The 16,584-nt window shown below is 54.0% G+C and carries 17 protein-coding genes; 13 read left to right on the top strand and 4 right to left on the bottom strand.

Translation table 11 applies throughout. From position 1 onward, the window contains the following. Positions 1–49 precede the first annotated feature (49 nt). Positions 50–1,828, bottom strand: coding sequence for an aspartate--tRNA ligase (aspS, locus tag ACTIEN_RS05115; protein WP_439522037.1), 1,779 nt, complete (start codon positions 1,826–1,828; stop codon positions 50–52). A 396-nt stretch (positions 1,829–2,224) separates the two neighbouring features. On the opposite strand from aspS, the gene carB reads away from it, so the two are divergent. Next, positions 2,225–5,557 (top strand): carbamoyl-phosphate synthase large subunit, encoded by a 3,333-nt coding sequence (gene carB, locus ACTIEN_RS05110; RefSeq protein WP_439522036.1) that lies wholly within the window; start codon positions 2,225–2,227, stop codon positions 5,555–5,557. A 173-nt stretch (positions 5,558–5,730) separates the two neighbouring features. Here the strand turns inward: carB and ACTIEN_RS05105 are convergent, their stop codons facing one another. Together ACTIEN_RS05105 and ACTIEN_RS05100 are read right to left on the bottom strand one after the other, a co-directional pair. Further along, the gene (locus ACTIEN_RS05105; RefSeq protein ID WP_439522035.1) at positions 5,731–6,372 is read right to left on the bottom strand and encodes a flagellar hook capping FlgD N-terminal domain-containing protein; all 642 of its coding nucleotides are present in this window, start codon (positions 6,370–6,372) and stop codon (positions 5,731–5,733) included. 9 nt (positions 6,373–6,381) lie between these two features. Next, positions 6,382–7,881, bottom strand: coding sequence for a hypothetical protein (locus ACTIEN_RS05100; RefSeq protein ID WP_439522034.1), 1,500 nt, complete (start codon positions 7,879–7,881; stop codon positions 6,382–6,384). Between the two features lie 280 nt (positions 7,882–8,161). Here ACTIEN_RS05100 and ACTIEN_RS05095 point away from each other — a divergent pair, with 280 nt between their 5' ends. The 4 genes from ACTIEN_RS05095 to ACTIEN_RS05080 all read left to right on the top strand — a co-directional run bounded on the left by ACTIEN_RS05095 (position 8,162) and on the right by ACTIEN_RS05080 (position 11,077). Then, positions 8,162–9,433: a flagellin N-terminal helical domain-containing protein gene (locus ACTIEN_RS05095; protein ID WP_439522152.1), complete on the top strand. Its 1,272-nt coding sequence runs from the start codon at positions 8,162–8,164 to the stop codon at positions 9,431–9,433. Positions 9,434–9,501: 68 nt separating this feature from the next. Further along, entirely contained in the window at positions 9,502–9,876 is a 375-nt protein-coding gene (flaF, locus tag ACTIEN_RS05090) for a flagellar biosynthesis regulator FlaF (RefSeq protein WP_439522033.1), read from the top strand. Then, positions 9,873–10,277, top strand: a complete 405-nt coding sequence (gene flbT / locus ACTIEN_RS05085; RefSeq protein ID WP_439522032.1) for a flagellar biosynthesis repressor FlbT — start codon at positions 9,873–9,875, stop codon at positions 10,275–10,277. Before flaF ends, flbT begins: the two co-directional genes overlap by 4 nt. Next, complete coding sequence (locus ACTIEN_RS05080) at positions 10,274–11,077, top strand: DUF1217 domain-containing protein (RefSeq protein ID WP_439522031.1); 804 nt, start codon at positions 10,274–10,276, stop codon at positions 11,075–11,077. The genes flbT and ACTIEN_RS05080 overlap by 4 nt, the downstream gene beginning before the upstream one ends. A gap of 45 nt (positions 11,078–11,122) precedes the next feature. On the opposite strand, the gene ACTIEN_RS05075 is transcribed toward ACTIEN_RS05080, so the two are convergent. Beyond that, positions 11,123–12,457: a FliI/YscN family ATPase gene (locus ACTIEN_RS05075; RefSeq protein ID WP_439522030.1), complete on the bottom strand. Its 1,335-nt coding sequence runs from the start codon at positions 12,455–12,457 to the stop codon at positions 11,123–11,125. Positions 12,458–12,543: 86 nt separating this feature from the next. On the opposite strand from ACTIEN_RS05075, the gene ACTIEN_RS05070 reads away from it, so the two are divergent. From ACTIEN_RS05070 to flgH, 8 genes are read left to right on the top strand one after another with little or no spacing between them, the layout of a single operon-like run. After that, on the top strand, positions 12,544–12,927 hold the full coding sequence (locus tag ACTIEN_RS05070; protein WP_439522029.1) for a FlgB family protein: 384 nt from the start codon (positions 12,544–12,546) through the stop codon (positions 12,925–12,927). Between the two features lie 10 nt (positions 12,928–12,937). Beyond that, a complete protein-coding gene (gene flgC, locus ACTIEN_RS05065; RefSeq protein ID WP_439522028.1) occupies positions 12,938–13,327 on the top strand; it encodes a flagellar basal body rod protein FlgC in 390 nt (129 codons plus the stop codon). 24 nt (positions 13,328–13,351) lie between these two features. Further along, the gene (gene fliE / locus ACTIEN_RS05060) at positions 13,352–13,639 is read left to right on the top strand and encodes a flagellar hook-basal body complex protein FliE (protein ID WP_439522027.1); all 288 of its coding nucleotides are present in this window, start codon (positions 13,352–13,354) and stop codon (positions 13,637–13,639) included. Positions 13,640–13,644: 5 nt separating this feature from the next. Beyond that, positions 13,645–13,914: a flagellar biosynthetic protein FliQ gene (locus ACTIEN_RS05055; RefSeq protein ID WP_439522026.1), complete on the top strand. Its 270-nt coding sequence runs from the start codon at positions 13,645–13,647 to the stop codon at positions 13,912–13,914. A 1-nt stretch (position 13,915) separates the two neighbouring features. After that, entirely contained in the window at positions 13,916–14,629 is a 714-nt protein-coding gene (locus ACTIEN_RS05050) for a flagellar hook-basal body complex protein (protein WP_439522025.1), read from the top strand. Between the two features lie 10 nt (positions 14,630–14,639). Further along, the gene (gene flgG / locus ACTIEN_RS05045; protein WP_439522024.1) at positions 14,640–15,425 is read left to right on the top strand and encodes a flagellar basal-body rod protein FlgG; all 786 of its coding nucleotides are present in this window, start codon (positions 14,640–14,642) and stop codon (positions 15,423–15,425) included. Beyond that, positions 15,425–15,844: a flagellar basal body P-ring formation chaperone FlgA gene (flgA, locus tag ACTIEN_RS05040; protein WP_439522023.1), complete on the top strand. Its 420-nt coding sequence runs from the start codon at positions 15,425–15,427 to the stop codon at positions 15,842–15,844. The genes flgG and flgA overlap by 1 nt, the downstream gene beginning before the upstream one ends. A 1-nt stretch (position 15,845) precedes the next feature. Then, positions 15,846–16,577, top strand: coding sequence for a flagellar basal body L-ring protein FlgH (gene flgH / locus ACTIEN_RS05035; protein ID WP_439522022.1), 732 nt, complete (start codon positions 15,846–15,848; stop codon positions 16,575–16,577). Positions 16,578–16,584: the final 7 nt, after the last annotated feature.

Raw genomic sequence — 16,584 nt, 5'->3', positions numbered from 1 at the left:
GAAAAACGGCGCCACTTGGCGCCGTTTTCAATTCAGCGGTGCTTTTGAGTCAATCTTCTTGCGGGATAACCCGAAGACGAAGCTCCATCAGCTGATCGCTTGTCGGATCCGAAGGTGCATTCATCATCAGATCCTCCGCCCGCTGGTTCATTGGGAACATGATGACTTCGCGAATGTTTGCCGTATCGGCCAGCAACATCACCATACGGTCGATCCCCGCCGCGCATCCTCCGTGGGGTGGTGCACCAAACCGGAACGCGTTGACCATGCCGCCAAACCGCTTGCGGACTTCATCTTCGCCATAGCCCGCCAGTTCGAACGCCTTGAACATGATCTCGGGCTTGTGGTTCCGGATCGCTCCGGACACCAGTTCGTAGCCGTTACACGCCAGGTCATACTGATAGCCGAGTACGTCCAGAGGATCGCCATTCAGCGCGTCCATTCCGCCCTGTGGCATAGAGAACGGATTGTGGCTGAAATCCACCTTGCCGGTCTCTTCATCCGCTTCGTACATCGGGAAATCGACGATCCAGGCAAAAGCAAACCGATCCTTGTCCGTCAGGCCCAGTTCTTCACCAATCACCGTGCGCGCACGCCCGGCAACGGATTCAAAGCTCGACGGCTTTCCGCCAAGGAAGAAAGCGGCATCACCAACCTCAAGGCCCAGTTGCTGGCGGATCGCCTCGGTGCGCTCTGGTCCGATATTCTTGGCCAGCGGTCCTGCCGCTTCCATGCCTTCGCCCTGGTCGCGCCAGAAAATGTACCCCATTCCGGGCAAACCCTCTTTTTGTGCAAAGGCGTTCATCCGGTCACAGAATTTGCGCGATCCGCCGCTCGGCGCGGGAATTGCGCGGATCTCTGTGCCTTCTTGCTCAAGCAGCTTGGCGAAGATGGCAAAGCCGGAACCCCGGAAATGATCGCTCACAACCTGCATCTTGATCGGGTTGCGCAAGTCGGGTTTGTCGGTGCCGTACCATAGCGCGGCATCGCGATAGGAAATCTGCGGCCAATCGGTATCCACCTTGCGACCGCCGCCGAATTCTTCGAACACGCCTTGCATAACCGGCTGGATCGTGTCGAACACGTCCTGTTGGCTGACAAACGACATCTCGAGGTCGAGTTGATAGAAATCCGTCGGGCTTCGGTCTGCCCGTGGATCTTCATCCCGAAAACAGGGCGCAATCTGGAAGTACTTATCAAACCCAGACACCATGATCAGCTGCTTGAACTGCTGCGGAGCCTGCGGCAGCGCGTAAAACTTGCCCGGATGCAGGCGGCTTGGCACAAGGAAATCGCGCGCACCTTCCGGTGACGACGCGGTGATGATCGGAGTCTGATATTCGCGGAACTTCTGATCCCACATGCGCTTGCGGATCGACGACACCACGTCCGAGCGCAGCGTCATATTCCGCTGCATCGCTTCGCGTCGCAGATCAAGATAGCGATAGCGAAGGCGAGTTTCTTCCGGATATTCCTGATCGCCAAAGACGATCAACGGCAACTCATCCGCTGCGCCCAAAACTTCCATGTCCCGGATGAACACTTCGATTTCGCCCGTCGGCAGCTTTGGGTTCACAAGGCTTGGGTCGCGTGCCTTCACCTCTCCGTCGATACGGATACACCACTCTGAACGCACCTTTTCGACCTCGGAAAAAACCGGGCTGTCCGGGTCGCACAATAGCTGTGTGATGCCATAATGGTCCCGCAGATCGACGAACAAGACACCGCCATGATCCCGGATGCGATGCACCCAGCCGGACAGGCGGACAGTCTCACCGACGTTGCTCGCTGTCAGGTCGGCGCAGGAATGGGTGCGAAAGGCGTGCATGCTAGTTGTCCTCGGGCAGAGAAATTTGGCCCGATACACCCTTTCAGCCTTGGGAAGTCAAGCCATGCTCACCCAGCGGGAGTTGCGCGGTGCAACAATTCGGGCCTCTGTTTTCAACCTTTGACACACCTTTTAAAACGGGCTGATCGCCACTAACGCCAGATGAACAACCATTGCATGTTCGCTGTCCCTTAAATTGTTCCGATGAACCCCGAGAACACACCGTCGTACATCCAGAATCCTCTCGCGATTCAGCTGCGCCGTGTTACGCACAGGGCAGCACTGCCGTTTCGTTCCGCCACACCTCCTGCTGTTTCCGAAAAAACCAATCGCGCCGCTTGCACCCGCGCGCGCCATGCCTATAACGCAGCCAGTTTGCATGATGAGGGCCGATCAATGCCAAAGCGCGATGATATCAAGTCGATTATGATCATCGGAGCCGGACCTATCGTGATCGGGCAGGCCTGCGAATTCGACTATTCCGGCGCACAGGCCTGTAAGGCGCTGCGCGAAGAAGGCTACCGCGTCATCCTGGTGAACTCCAATCCGGCCACAATCATGACCGATCCGGAACTGGCCGATGCGACTTACATCGAACCGATCACTCCGGACATCGTCGCCAAGATCATCGAGAAAGAACGCCCCGATGCGCTCTTGCCAACGATGGGTGGGCAAACCGGCCTGAACACCTCTCTGGCGCTTGAAGAGCTTGGCGTGCTTGCCAAGTACGGGGTTGAAATGATCGGTGCGAAACGCGAAGCCATTGAAATGGCTGAAGATCGCAAGCTGTTCCGCGAAGCGATGGACCGCATAGGTCTTGAGAATCCCAAGGCAACCATCATCACCGCGCCCAAGAAACCGAATGGCAACGCTGATCTGGATGCTGGCGTCGCGCTTGCACTGGCCGAACTCGAAGAGATCGGCCTGCCCGCGATTATCCGCCCCGCCTACACCCTTGGCGGTACCGGGGGCGGTGTTGCCTATAACCGGGAAGATTTTGTGCATTTCTGCCGGTCAGGCATGGATGCGTCACCAGTGAACCAGATTCTTGTCGATGAATCGCTTCTCGGCTGGAAAGAGTTCGAGATGGAAGTTGTGCGCGACCGCGCTGACAACGCAATCATCGTCTGCGCCATCGAAAACGTTGATCCGATGGGCGTGCATACCGGCGATTCCATTACGGTTGCCCCGGCGCTCACGCTCACCGACAAAGAGTACCAGATCATGCGAAACGGCTCGATCGCCGTTCTGCGCGAAATTGGTGTGGAAACCGGCGGGTCGAATGTTCAATGGGCGATCAACCCCGAAGACGGGCGCATGGTTGTCATCGAAATGAATCCGCGGGTAAGCCGCTCTTCCGCGCTGGCGTCCAAAGCCACCGGTTTTCCCATCGCCAAGATCGCCGCGAAACTGGCCGTCGGCTACACTCTGGACGAGCTGGACAATGACATCACCAAGGTCACGCCCGCCTCTTTTGAACCGACAATTGACTATGTGGTCACCAAGATCCCTAAATTCGCGTTCGAAAAATTTCCCGGCTCCGAGCCCTATCTGACAACCGCCATGAAATCCGTGGGCGAAGCGATGGCCATTGGCCGCACGATCCACGAATCCTTGCAAAAGGCATTGGCGTCCATGGAATCGGGTCTCAACGGCTTTGACGAAGTCTATATCGAAGGCGCGCCAGAGAAATCCGCAGTCATCAAAGCGATTTCTCAACAGACTCCAGACCGCATGCGCACCATCGCTCAGGCAATGCGCCACGGTCTGTCTGATGACGAAATACACGCAACAACCATGTTCGACCCATGGTTCCTTGCCCGTATCCGCGAAATCGTCGAGGCCGAGGAGGAGGTCCGTACCAACGGTCTCCCGGATTCCGAGTCGGTAATGCGCGCGCTGAAAATGATGGGCTTCACCGATGCCCGTCTTGGCGATTTGATCGGAATTACTGAAAAAGAGGTGCGCGATCGGCGCCTCAGCCTGAATGTCAAAGCCTGCTTCAAGAGGATCGATACCTGCGCCGCCGAGTTCGAGGCGCAAACACCTTACATGTATTCAACCTACGAATCCCCGATGATGGGCGAGGTAGAATGCGAAGCGCGGCCGTCTGACCGCAAGAAAGTCGTCATTCTGGGGGGTGGCCCAAACCGGATCGGTCAGGGGATCGAGTTCGATTATTGCTGCTGTCACGCCTGTTTTGCGCTCACCGATGCCGGGTACGAGACCATCATGGTCAACTGTAACCCCGAAACTGTATCGACTGACTATGACACGTCCGACCGCCTGTACTTCGAGCCTCTTACTTTTGAACATGTGATGGAAATCCTGCGGGTCGAACAGGATAACGGCACACTGCACGGTGTCATTGTTCAATTTGGCGGCCAGACACCCCTCAAACTTGCCAATGCTCTTGAATCCGAAGGTATTCCGATCCTTGGCACAACGCCCGACGCCATCGACCTTGCCGAAGACCGCGAACGTTTTCAGGCTCTCGTCAACAAACTTGGCCTCAAGCAGCCACATAACGGCATCGCGTCAACCGACGCCCAAGCGCTTGCCATCGCCGATGATATCGGCTTCCCACTGGTGATCCGCCCATCATATGTCTTGGGCGGTCGCGCGATGGAGATCGTGCGCGATATGGCCCACCTGGAACGCTATATCAAAGAAGCCGTGGTCGTGTCGGGTAAAAGCCCGGTCCTGCTCGACAGCTATCTCTCTGGCGCAGTTGAGCTGGACGTTGATGCGCTCTGCGATGGTACGCGCGTACATGTCGCCGGGATCATGCAGCATATCGAAGAAGCGGGTGTTCACTCAGGTGACAGCGCCTGTTCTCTGCCACCCTATTCCATCTCGAACGACTTGCTTGATCAGATCAAGCAGCAGACCGAAGCACTTGCTCTAGCACTTAATGTGCGCGGCCTGATGAACGTGCAATTCGCGATCAAGGACAACGAGATTTACCTGATCGAGGTAAATCCTCGCGCGTCTCGCACCGTACCATTTGTCGCAAAAGCAACCGACTCGGCCATCGCCAGCATTGCCGCCCGCGTCATGGCAGGCGAACCGTTGACCAACTTCCCGATGCGCGACCCGTATCCCGAAAACGCCGATTACGACACCGTTCTGCCGTTGGCCGATCCGATGACGCTCGCTGATCCGATGATGCCGTGGTTCTCGGTCAAAGAAGCTGTTCTGCCGTTTGCCCGTTTCCCCGGGGTCGATACGATCCTTGGTCCGGAAATGCGATCAACCGGTGAAGTCATGGGATGGGATCGTTCCTTCCCTCGCGCATTTCTCAAAGCACAGCTGGGCGCTGGCAACCATCTGCCGACCTCTGGCACAGTCTTCTTCTCAATCAAGAATGATGACAAGACCGATCAACTGATCGAAACCGCACAAATCTTGACCGAGCTTGGCTTCGCCATTGTTGCAACCTCCGGTACAGCTTCGTTCCTGTCCGATCACGGAATCGCCTGTGCCACGACAAAAAAGGTGTACGAGGGCCGTCCAAACATTGTCGATTTGATGAAGGACGGCGGCATTGACCTTGTCATGAACACCACTGAAAGCGCCGCCGCTGTGGAAGACAGCCGTGAAATTCGCTCTGTGGCACTTTATGACAAGATCCCGTATTTCACCACAGCAGCCGGCGCACACGCCGCCGCCCTGGCAATGAAAGCGCGCGAAGAAGGTGAATTGGTTGTAAAGCCGCTGCAAGCCTGAGTCTTTCTCGAAGTGGCGATGTCACTAATTCATCGGTTCCCTGCAAGCGTCGCGAACAATCCGTCTTTGGCGTTTTCGCCAACTTTTCGGTTGTTCGCCTACGAGAAATTCAATGACGCAATTCCCTATTTCCAATTGCAACAAGAATAGGTCGGTTGTTTTAAACAATGAGTTTAACGTATCTTTGAAACGCGGCTCTCCGGAAGCACAGTTCCATCCGCCAGAAGCAATTCCGCTTCACCGTCGCCAAACCGCACTTCTTCAACGACAGCTGCCGTGAAGACCGGAATTTCGAGAGGTGACCCATCTTCGACTTGTCGCATTTCAGCAGTAAAAGACCCTGGTGACAACACCCGTCCGTCTAAACCTCTTCCCTCCCAGGTTAGCTTTTCTTGCCCGACATCTACATTCAACTCTGCAACCATTACCCCGCGTCCGTCGAGGATCGCCAACTTTGCATACTCGACAATTCCGCCGGGGATACCGATTTCCATCTCAACTGGAGCCCCTGAATACACAAAAGCTCCTTCATGAGCAGCCACCCGGCCAACAAGCCCAGAGTAAGCAGCCAGTCCCCCATTTGACAGTGCACGGATCATCCTGTCGAGGTTTTGGTTGGTTAAGGTTTGCTGCTCCACCATCGAGAACGATGCCAACTGGCTGGCAAACTGATCCGCTTCCATTGGACTCAGCGGATCTTGATTCTGAATCTGCGCGGTCAACATCCTAAGAAAGGTCTCAAAATCATCTGAATCTGGATTTCCCGCTTCCCTCGCAAAAATTTTCGCACCTGCGTCGAACGAAGAAACTTCCATGTCTCACTCCTATACTCTGCGATCTAATCCAACTTCCTCAACCGCAGCTGGGAAATCTTCAGGTGGGTGGTTAACCTCTTGCAAAATCACTCTAATTTCGTCTTCTCCTCTCCCACGCTGGGTACTTTCATTACCGGTGTCCTCGCTTGAGATGAAGGATAGGTCGAAACTTTCTAAACCACTTTTTCTAAGGGCATCTCTTAAATCAGCTTGATACCGCGACAATAATTCCAGTGCATCGTTACTTCCAGAGCTAAAACTGATACCGGTCGTATCAAGACTGGTCCTTATCGAAATATCCATCACTCTTTCAAGGCTTAAAATCTCCGATGGCGGAAGCGAATTAAACATAGAGAATCTTGAATGAAGGTTTGTTGTCAGCGTTGTGTGTTTATTCTGGATCGTTACATCGTTGACACTTACATGATTGCGATTAGGAAAGTCGTCAAGCAAGGCTGATTTCACCCTCATCTCATTTACTAAGTTTCTGTCTTTTAAAGAGTCTCGACTTTCATACAACTCGGCTTGAGTCGTTTTCTCCGTAGTCACCTGAAAGACGGGAGTTTTCTTTTTTGCAGCTGACGTTTGCTCATTGCTTGCAGCTTCATTTCTCTCCTTTGAATAGGGTGCAGATGGCCTCGCTTCTTCATTGGTGACGTTGTTGTCTTTGTGAGGGAAAGATGAATTTGAAATGGCAACGTCTCTTGGTTTAGTTAACAATATTTCACCAAAATTTTTGCCGCCCATATTAAAATCATTATTCTGAAACTCTCGCTCTTGCTTTAATTGACCCGAAGTTATGCTTGTTAGTACGTTTTCTATCTGTTTTCGATGGCCATAAGGTGCCACACTTGATGTCTTGGCGTGCGAGGGTAGGGAAATAGATTCCGGACGAGCGTTAAACGTTATATTTGTCGCCGTCTGCTCCAAGAGTTCCTCAGAGGCAGAGTTCACGCTGGGCCTTGATGATTGAGTATGATTGGAAATATGAATTTTCGCATCTTGATTGACATTTTCCTTCAGAATCGTGTCAATTAATCCACCTTTCGCAGAAACCGGCGTCCAGTGAAAAGTAAAATCTTCAATGCTTCCATTGTAAAAAACTGAATTATCCGGGAATAACTCAACTTTGCCTTTTAATGTTGGGATCTCAGCTTTATGTTCTTTGGCCCCCTTGTCATCGTTAGCGAGGAAGTACTTAGGATCCGCCCGCGCCACTCGACTCGTTTCTATTTCTTTACCATTTGAATTGCCGACCAAGAAGATCGGAGAAGCTGAAGATATCGCGTGAAATTCAGGCGGAACGCCATTCTGTAGTAAAAGAAAATCGATTCTTCGATATTCGCCATCAACCATTTCGCTCCCAACTTGTGTCACTGCGTCTTTGGGAGCTTCCGAATATTGTTGAAGAAGAACATCAAATTTATGCCCGGAGGGTAGTGTATGCAAACTTTGGTTAAGCGACGCTGTGATAGTTGCCGGGATAGCGTTTTGATTGGAAATCAACATCACTCTCAATCCTCCTGATCGTCTTGTTTGCAGTATGTGGTGAAGGAGTTAAAATTTTATCTTCCCAGTAGATTTCGTTCTCTAAAAAAATTTATTGAATTTCTCTCAATTTGGCATACGAAGTTTAGATTTCTTTCATTCTGTTCCGTGATCCTACGCTGGCACACCTCCCTGTGGCGCGAGAGTTTTCTCAGTACGTGTCAGAATGACCTTCATTTCCACTCCCAACGTAGTTGAGGACTTGGAACAAAATGTGCAAAGCACAATTGAAAGGAAAGAAATGTCTAGTATTCTGACAAACAATGGGGCGATGGTTGCCCTTCAAACGCTGAAATCGATCAATTCCCGTCTGACAGACACTCAAAACGCAATCTCGACAGGTAAATCCGTCGGCAATGCACGCGACAACGCTGCTGTCTGGGCAATCTCCAAAGTGATGGAGTCGGATGTAAAGGGTTTCCAAGGCATCTCTGACAGTTTGAACCTGGGTGAATCAACCGTGGCGGTCGCTCGCAATGGAGCCGAAACGGTGACTGATCTCTTGACAGAAATGAAAGGCAAGATCGTCGCCTCGCAGGAACAAAACGTTGATCGGGCCAAGATTCAAACCGATATTGTTGCTCTTCGGGATCAGATCAATGCTGTCGTCGGCGCCGCTCAATTCAATGGTCTAAACTTGCTTTCCAACCGCGAGACGGATGCTGGAACCGGGACGGTAAACGTCCTTGCATCGCTTGACCGATCATCCAGTGGTGTTTCCGCAAGCGACATATCGGTTGGCAAAAAGGATCTCGGGACGGCCGCCAGTTCTGTAACTGGGGGGACAGTTGCCAACTTGACTGCCGCAACAACACTGAACGCGACCCAAACCGGAACGTTGACCGTGACAACACCCACGGGTGCGGGTCAGATTTTTAGCCTGGGAATTGCCGGAACAGATGCGGACAACAGCGCATTCACCGCCGCAGACTATACGACTGGCACCACAGCTGCCGACGCGCAGAAAATAATGTATATCGCTCGTGATGGAGACACCGCCGGCGATATTGCCAAAGGTCTTGCTCAAGCCTTTGCAATTTACGCAGCAGAAGAGGGCCTTGATACGGATGTCATCAATGTTACGGCATCAGGTGGCACTTTGAATATCAGTTCGACGGTGACGGATGCGACCGACACCATTGCAGCGCGGATCGATACGCTGACGTCGCCCACCGAGGTGACAATTGGCGGAGGTTTGGAAAAACTCAACGACATTGATGTGACAAGCGATAGCGGTGCAGACGCCGCCCTCGTTGCCGTGGAATTCATGATCCAGAATGCGATCGATTCGGCGTCGTCCTTTGGTTCCGCGCAGGGGCGCATTGAAACTCAGGCCAACTTTATCTCGAGCTTGACCGACTCCCTGAAATCCGGAATCGGAACTCTTGTTGATGCAGACATGGAAGAGGCGTCTGCGCGCCTGCAGGCCCTCCAGGTTCAACAACAGCTTGGCGTTCAGGCTCTTTCGATTGCAAATCAGGCCCCGCAATCGCTGCTCTCATTGTTCCGATAATCATGATTTCGGGCCGCTTCGGCGGCCCGGTTCACCTTCGTGACATTGATTAAGCATAGGTCCCAACTGTGAATGCACACACTCACGCGTACCAAGACTACGCATCATCATCTTCGGTCAAATCCACTAAAGATACAGAGATCGAGATCATTTTCGAAACAACACGCCGCTTGAAGGTGGCAAATCAAAACAGAAAAGAGGACTACGCCAGCTTTGCAACCGCAGTACACACCAATCGAAAACTCTGGATCACATTGGCTTCAGATGTTGCCAGTTCGGAAAACGCTTTGCCGCCGGACCTAAGAGCGAGAATATTCTTCCTTGGTGAATTTGTTCAAGAGTACTCGAGCAAAGTCTTGCAGAACGACTTAGGCATTTCTCCACTTCTTGATATCAATCTTACAATTCTCAGAGGCCTTGGAAACAAGAGGCATGAAACATGAGTGGTCTGGTTCTGAAGCTTGGTCCAAAAGAGCGTGTTTTGATAAATGGGGCCGTTATCGAAAACGGGGATCGCCGGTCCCGGATTACAGTCTTGACATCGCGTGCAAATATCTTGCGCCTGAAAGACGCAATTCATCCGAATGACGCAAATACCCCTGTCCGCCGTGCCTGCTATCTGGCCCAATTATTGCTGAGTGGAGAAGTCGATTCCCCAACGATACGCAAGCGGCTGGAAGGACAACTTCACGCACTCGCAGACATTCTTCGAGATGAAAAAAGTTCAGGGATATTGGCACGCGCAACCGAAGCCGTAGAGGATTACAATGCCTATACTTGCCTTAAGCTCTTACGACAATTGCTTCCGTTGGAAGCGCATCTTCTTTCGGCGCATCGGCAATGACGTTCCAACCTTTCGTTCTGGGCACCGGCCTGGCTGCATGGTCGCTGCTCAATTCAACGCTCAGTTCGCAGAAGGCTGCATTCAATTCCAAAAGTGTCACGCAGTCTGACACACGGTATTTTAAAGACGTGTTTGCAGCACTGAACACGCCAACCGACATTGTCTCAGACAGGCGAATACTGCGTGTGGTCCTTGGCGCGTACGGCTTGTCGGACGACATTGAGAACAGACACTTCATCAAGACCGTAATGGCCGAAGGGGTGGCGGATCAGTCTGCACTTGCCAACAGGCTTTCCGATCGTCGATATCGATCACTGGCAAGGGATTTTGACTTTTCAAGGTCTCCTCCAGCACACAAAGACGCAATTGGTCTCGTAGAAAAAACTGTTGAAGCTTACCTGGCGCAATCATTTGAGATTGAAATCGGGAAATCCAACGCCGATATGCGCCTTGCACTGGGGTTCAAGCGATCTCTGGAAGAGGTCGCACAGGCGTCTGGGTCTAATAACACGGCTTGGTATCAGGTTCTTGCCACGCCCCCATTGCGCGAAGTGATGCAGACCGCCCTTGGTCTTCCAAGCGAGTTTGCGCAGCTTGATATTGACGAACAACATCAACGTATGATGGACAAAGCATCCCAGGTATTTGGCACAAGCATCATCTCTGAGCTCAGTGGCAAAGAGAATGCAGATCAAATCACGCGTCGCTTTCTTGTCATGCGTCAGGCAGAGTCAATTGGTCAGAGCAGCTCGCTCCAGACAGCACTTGTCTTATTAAGCGCAATACCAGTGCGTCGTTAAGCGGCGCATCATTGTTTCTTGGACAAACCCCGCTCCTACAACTGGTCAGTCCTTCAACGCGCCGCTGCGTCGCAGACACAACCGTAACTTTTCGAAACTTGCGCCAACACCATCCACTGTGCGACTGACACGAAAGTCTGCAAAGACCTTTCTGAACGCGATTGCCTGATCGAGATCGGCATCAGTTCCTTCTGAATACAAACCCGCCTGAACAAGCGCTGCGGAGTCTTCGTAAGCCGAGACTAGGCTTCGCGCTTTTGAAATCAGATCATTCTCTACGGCACTTGCGGCATCCGGCAATGACCGCGAGACTGATTGCAGCACATCAACAGCGGGAAAAAACCCCTGATCTGCAAGTTTTCGATCCAGAACGATGTGACCGTCAAGAACGCCTCGCAACATGTCTGCTACGGGTTCGTTCATATCGGATGCGGCAACCAGCACACTGAATACTGCGGTAATATCGCCACGTCCGTCCGGTCCGGGCCCAGCGCGTTCTGCAAGCCTTGTTATCTTTGAAGGAGTCGATGGGGGAAACCCACGCAGACTTGGAAATTCACCGGCCGAAACAGCCACTTCTCTTTGGGCTTCGGCAAAACGGGTAATCGAATCTACGAACAAAAGCACATGCTGCCCCCGGTCGCGAAAGAATTCTGCAACGCGCATCGCTGTCATGGGGCAGCGCATCCGCGCAGTTGGTGCCGCCTCTGCGCTTGCGGCCACAACCACGGTACGCTTCATGCCAGCTTCACCCAGAACTTTATGTGTAAAATCGTTGATTTCGCGCCCACGCTCCCCAACCAAAGCAACGACGATCACGTCAGCCTCCATCGCCTTGACCAGATCGGCCAATAGCCGGGATTTCCCGACACCAGATCCGGCGAAAATACCGACGCGCTGTCCCCGAACTATCGGAAGCATGGTGTTGAAAAGATGAAACCCGGTCTCAAGCCGAGGACCCATTGGCTTGCGCGAGACGGCCGCCGGGGGATCATTCTCGATGTCAAAAGACTGCTTTCCAGTGCGCATCGGCTGACCATCCAATGCCACGCCGTAGGGGTCGATCACCCGGCCAATCCAGTCCGCAGAGGGCGAAATTCGCGCTGGCCCGTGCGACAAAACGCGATCCGCAAGTGAAACCTGAACTGGAGGATCGTCGGGCAACATGGTGACGCCGTCATGACCCAGACGCAGGACGTCCCCCATCAGGAACGACCCGTCGCGCCGAACAAGGCGAAGCCGATCACCAAGTTTCACATTATCCTCTAGCCCCGAAATCCTGAGTGTGTGACCATCGGCCGAGATCACGCGTCCCACAGGTCGCGTCGGCGCGATAGCCGCGACCCTGGTTCTCAAATCTATCAGCGCAGCATTCTGCATCGTTCGCTCCATTCAAGCTCTGAAAACCCTTTCTAAAGGAATCAGGGTTAAGCCTTCGTTGAACCAAACGAGGGAGAAGCCCTGCCATGTTCCAGAATTTGGACTTGTTCAAAACCGCGATGTCGATGGCCCGCCATGCTGGGCTCAAACAAGCGCTGACATCCCAGAATGTCGCCAACGCTGACACGCCGGGATATCGTACGCAATCCGTCAAACCCTTTGCCGAATTGGTCCCGCCAGAATCAGACGGATTCGCACTGCGCGCCACTCGTCCGGCGCATCTCGCCCCGTTCAGCGATGTTGACAGCGCCAAAGTGATCTCTGCCGCAAACAGCGAACCCAATGGAAACAGCGTCGTACTCGAAAACGAGATTTTGAGTTCGGTCGATGCCAAACGACAGCATGATCGCGCTTTGGCCGTTTATCGCGCGTCACTTGGCATGCTGCGCAGCGCACTCAGCAAACAATAGGAGCGGCAGAATGTCAGCTTTCTCCAACGCACTGGGCGTATCCGCCAGCGGCCTCAAAGCGCAGGCACACCGACTTCGGATCGTCGCCGAAAATGTGGCGAACACGGACACTCCAGGCTACCGCCGCAAGACCGTAGCGTTTTCTTCGGAAGTCGAGAGCTCGGGCATCTCGAAAGTTGCTCTCGACAAAGTCTCTCTCGACCAGAGAGTGGGTGAACGGATCTACGACCCCGGCCATCCCATGGCAGACGGCACCGGTCATTACATCGGGTCGAATGTCGATCTGATCCTCGAAATCGCCGACGCGCGCGAAGCGCAGCGTAGCTATGAGGCGAACCTCAAGATGTTCGATCAAGCGCGTCAAATGTCATCAGGCCTCATGGACCTGCTGCGCAAATAACCCTTTCCAGAATGGAGATACCCAATGGACGTCAAAACACTTTTCGCTTCTCAACAATATGCTGCCCTGAAACCGGCAACAGACCCTGATCCAAGAGCGGCCATCGCACAGAGTTTTGCGAAAATTACAGAAGATTTCGCTCAGACGCTCGCTACAACCGAATCCACCGCAATGGGGTCGATGTACGGGGATGCCGATCCACATGCATTGGTCGAAGCCCTGTCACAGTCGCAACTGGCCGTCGAGACAGCTGTGACAGTGCGCAATCGCGTGGTCGAGGCTTATCAGGAAATCCTGCGCATGCCAGTCTGACACCCGTGCTGACCGAAGGCTACATCTTTGATGTCTTGCGCGAAGCGTTGCGGATTGCCGTCGTGATCTCGGCACCTGTGCTTCTCGTGGCGCTTGTAACCGGGGTCTCGATCGGTCTGTTTCAAGCGCTGACATCGATCCAGGAAATGACGCTGACATTCGTTCCCAAACTGGTCGCGATGCTTGCTGTCTTCTGGGCCTCGATGAACTTCATGACGCAAAGCCTGGTAGATTTTTTTCAAACGATCATCGTTCCATCCATCGCAGGAGGTTGAAATGGAAAGCACTGGATACGTCACGCTGACACGCCAATCCGGGCTGATGCGCGAGATGGAGATCATCGCGCATAACATTGCCAACGCGGCGACAACGGGTTTTCGTCAACAGGGGTTGGTGTTCTCGGAATATGTTCAGGCTGTCGATGGCGGAGACAGTCTGTCCATGGCAGCCGCGCGCGTGAAGAAAACGTCGGCCGCACAGGGCATCCTCACACAAACCGGCAACGCGCTCGACCTTGCCATCGAAGGCGCCGGGTATTTCCAAGTGGACACGCCGAACGGCATACGGCTCACGCGCGCAGGGGCGTTCAATGTGGATTCCCTTGGCGACATCGTCTCGTCCGACGGACATCGGCTGCTTGATATCGGTGGAGCGCCGATCAATGTCCCGCAAGGTGAAGCGGAAGTACAGGTCGCTTCGGATGGAACAGTCAGCCTTGGTGAACGACTCTTGGGGCAGATTGGCGTCGTTGAGCCGGAAACCGGAGCAGATCTTGAACGCGAATCCGGCGTGCTGTTCAAAACCGATGCGGCCTTGGCCCCCTCTGCCGATGGGTTGGTACTTCAAGGTCATCTTGAGGGCTCAAACGTCGATGCAATTTCCCAGCTTACCCGGATGATCGAGGTTCAGCGCGCCTACGAGATGGGGCAAAAGCTACTCGATATGGACCACGAACGCTCGAAATCGGCCCTTGAAACATTGATAAAATAAAGGAAGCGAAATGCGCGCTCTTAAGATTGCGGCAACCGGAATGGCGGCCCAGCAGATGCGGGTCGAGATCATCTCGAACAACCTGTCGAACATGAACACTACCGGCTACAATGCACGCCGCGCCGAATTTTCGGACCTGCATTATCAGCAGATCGCACGCGCCGGAACGGTGAACGCCGCCGACGGAACGGTCTTGCCAACCGGCGTTCAGGTCGGGCTTGGCGTCCGGCCTGCCGCGGTGTCGGTTCATCTGGCTCAAGGATCCCTGAGCCAGACCAACTCTGATTTGGATGTTGCGATTGATGGCAATGGCTATCTCGAAGTTGCCATGCCGTCCGGTCAGGCGGCCTATACCCGTGACGGATCGCTCAAACGCAATGCGGAAGGTTTGATCGTCACCTCGGAAGGGTTCCCGGTCGCACCGGAAATCGTCATCCCGCAAGACGCCCGCAGCATTTCCATCAACCCCGAAGGTGAGGTCTACGCCTATTTTGCGGAAACCGCAGAACCGCAACTGCTTGGTCAGATGAACCTGGTCGGCTTTGCCAACGCCAAAGGGCTGGAGGCATTGGGCGGCAACCTCTTTGGCGAGACAGAAGCCTCGGGGGGACCATTGGTCGCTACTCCCGGCGAGGACGGTTTGGGGACTTTGCGTCAAGGCTATCTGGAAGACAGCTCTGTTGACCCGGTGCGAGAACTGACCGAACTGATAGAGGCCCAACGCGGGTATGAGCTTAACGCCAAGGTTATCTCTGCGGTAGATCAGATGCTTGGCGCAACGACGCAGGTTCGCTGATGCGGTGTCTGTTGATCCTTGCCCTTGTCACGACCGCGGCGGCGGCATCCGCAGATTCCGTGTTCGCACTCAAGACCATTCGTCCAAGAGAGGTCATCACGGCGCAATCCGTGCAGCTTCAGAAGGGTCAAGCGCCAGGGGCAGCGCAGTCACTTGAAAATGTGATCGGAGCCGAGGCCAAGCGCGCGATCTACGCCGGTCGTCCAGTCCTGACCTCCAACATCACGCGGGCTGCTCTGATCGAACGCAACCAGATTGTCGCTGCCACATTTTCCCTCAACGGTCTGACAATCGACACCGAAGCCCGCGCGCTCGAACGCGGATCGGTGGGTGACATCATTCGTGCCATGAACCTCACATCGCGCAGCACGATCCGCGCCGAAGTTCTCGAAGACGGCCGACTGAAGGTGCTTCCCTGAAATGAAAACCACCCTTCTCATCACTCTGACAGCCGCGTCCTTCCTGACCAACTGCAGTCGCCTCGATCACATCGGTCAGCCGCCAACGCTGTCACCTCAGAACCAAAGTGTGGAACGTCACGCAATGATCTATTCCGGGTTGCCCGCAACAACCCCGGACACATCCGCCTACCGGCAGGCGTCTCTTTGGAGTGGGGATCAGGCGTCGCTTTTCGGAGATCGGCGCGCGTTTACAACCGGGGACATCCTGACCGTGATGATCGAAATCGACGATCAGGCGGAAATCTCGAACACGACATCCCGAGGGCGTTCTTCTCAGGAAAGTCTTGCCATGCCCCAACTGCTTGGCTTCCCCCAGCGGCGCAACAAAGACCTTCCCGAAGGAGCGAGCCTCGACGCGGCGGTCGAACTGGATTCCTCAAGCAAGAGTCAGGGCAACGGCTCTGTCCGTCGCAATGAGAAACTGACTTTGAGGGTGGCGGCGACCGTGGTGGACGTTCTGCCCAACGGCGTTCTGAGCATCGAAGGAACCCAGGAAGTTCGGGTGAATTTCGAACTGAGAGAGCTTTTTGTTTCGGGATTTGTGCGTCGCGCCGACATCACCCGACAGAATGAAATCACCTATGACAAGATGGCGTCTGCGCGGATTTCCTACGGCGGACGCGGACAGATCAGCGATGTGCAACAGCCACGGATCGGCCAACAAGTGCTGGACGCCGTTCTCCCATTTTAATCGGCTA

The sequence above is a fragment of the Marivita sp. genome, from assembly GCF_051859345.1.
Classification (GTDB): Bacteria; Pseudomonadota; Alphaproteobacteria; order Rhodobacterales; family Rhodobacteraceae; genus Marivita.
This window is presented reverse-complemented; position numbering and strand designations above follow the sequence as displayed.